The 1,788-nt window shown below is 69.1% G+C and carries 1 protein-coding gene; it reads left to right on the top strand.

What is annotated here, in order from left to right:
• Positions 1-1,788 (top strand): amino acid adenylation domain-containing protein (locus SX243_26185; GenBank protein MDY7096476.1); only part of this gene is annotated, 1,788 nt, incomplete at both ends.

The raw sequence follows: 1,788 nt of genomic DNA, 5'->3' as shown, positions 1-1,788 counted from the left end.
CGAAATTCGATCTAACCCTCCACGCCGAGCAGCAGACGGAGGGCATGGGCTGGACGCTGGAATACAACCGCGACCTTTTCGATCCGGCGACGGTGGAGCGTTTCGCCGGCCATTTGCGCACTCTGCTGGCGGGGGCCGCCGCGGAACCGGGCCGGGGGCTGGCGGAGTTGCCCCTGCTGTCCCCGGCGGAGCAACGCCAGCTGGCGGGCTGGAACGACACGCGTCGCAGCTACGGCGCTGCCACCGCCCTGCACCGGATGTTCGAGGAGCAGGCGGAGCTGCTGCCGGAGGCCATCGCCCTGGAGGCGGAGGACCGCTCCTACGACTACCGCAGCCTCAACCGCCTGGCCAACGTGCTGGCCCATCGGCTGATGGCCGCCGGCGTCGGCACCGACGTGCTGGTGGGAGTGTTCATGGAGCGCTCCGCCGAGATGGTGATTTCGCTGCTGGCGATCCTCAAGGCCGGCGGCGCCTACGTGCCTCTGGATCCGGACTATCCGGCGGAGCGGCTGGCCTTCATGGTGGAGGATGCCGGGGTGCCCCTGGTGCTGACCCTGGAGCGTTTGCAGGACCGGCTGGAGGCGCCGCTGCCGGCGGGAGCGGGGACGACGGTGTGGCCGGTGGCCGTGGAGCAGCTGGAGCAGGCGATGGCGGCGAGGGAGGAGACCTCCAATCCCCGCACTGAGGGCGATCCTCGAGCGCTGGCCTACATGATCTACACCAGCGGCTCCACCGGCCGGCCCAAGGGGGCGATGAACAGCCACGGGGCGATCTTCAACCGCCTGCTGTGGATGCAGGAGGCCTATCGCCTGGATCACGATGATCGGGTGTTGCAGAAGACCCCGTTCAGTTTCGACGTCTCGGTGTGGGAGTTTTTCTGGCCGCTGATCACCGCCGCGCGGCTGGTCATGGCCCGCCCCGGGGGGCATCAGGATCCCCGATATCTGGCGGAGATCGTCCAGCGCCGTAACATCACCACCCTGCACTTCGTGCCCTCCATGCTTCAGGTCTTTTTGGAGCGGGCGGATCTCGCCGGCTGCCGTTCCCTGCGGCGAGTGATTTGTAGCGGAGAGGCGTTGCCGGCGGATTTGGTCGCGCGCTTCCACCAGCGCTCCGTAGCCCAGCTGCACAATCTCTACGGCCCCACCGAGGCCGCCATCGACGTCACCTACTGGCATTGCAGGGCGAAGGTGGATCGCCGCCCGGTGCCCATCGGCGGCCCCATTGCCAACACCCAGATCCACGTGGTGGACCGCGGTCTGCGCCCGGTGCCGGTGGGGGTTCCCGGGGAATTGCTCATCGGCGGCGTCAACCTCGCCCGGGGCTATCGGGGCCGGCCATCCCTCACCGCTCAGCGGTTCATCCCCGATCCCTTCTCCGAGACCCCTGGCCAGCGGCTCTATCGCACCGGCGACGAGGTCCGCTGGGCGGCGGACGGCGTGGTGGACTTCCTCGGCCGCTTGGACTTTCAGGTCAAGCTGCGGGGCTTGCGCATCGAATTGGGGGAGATCGAGGCGGCGCTGGTAGACACCGGCATGGCGCGGGAGTGCGTGGTGATCGTGCGGGAGGACGACCCCGGAGACCAGCGGCTGGTGGCCTATTGGGTGCCGGCCACCGAGGAGTCGGCAGGGGAGCTGGACGCCGAGGCGGAGGCCCAGATGGTGCAGGATCTGCGAGAGGAGCTGCGCCGCCGCCTGCCCGACTACATGGTGCCGGGAGCCTTCGTGGCGCTGGCGGAGCTGCCCCTTTCCCCCAACGGCAAGGTCGAGCGGCGGGCTCTGCCGCGAC

The sequence above is a fragment of the Acidobacteriota bacterium genome, assembly GCA_034211275.1.
Lineage (GTDB): Bacteria > Acidobacteriota > Thermoanaerobaculia > Multivoradales > JAHZIX01 > JAGQSE01.
The sequence above is the reverse complement of the archived record's forward strand: the minus strand, read 5'-3'. Positions and strand labels throughout refer to the sequence as shown.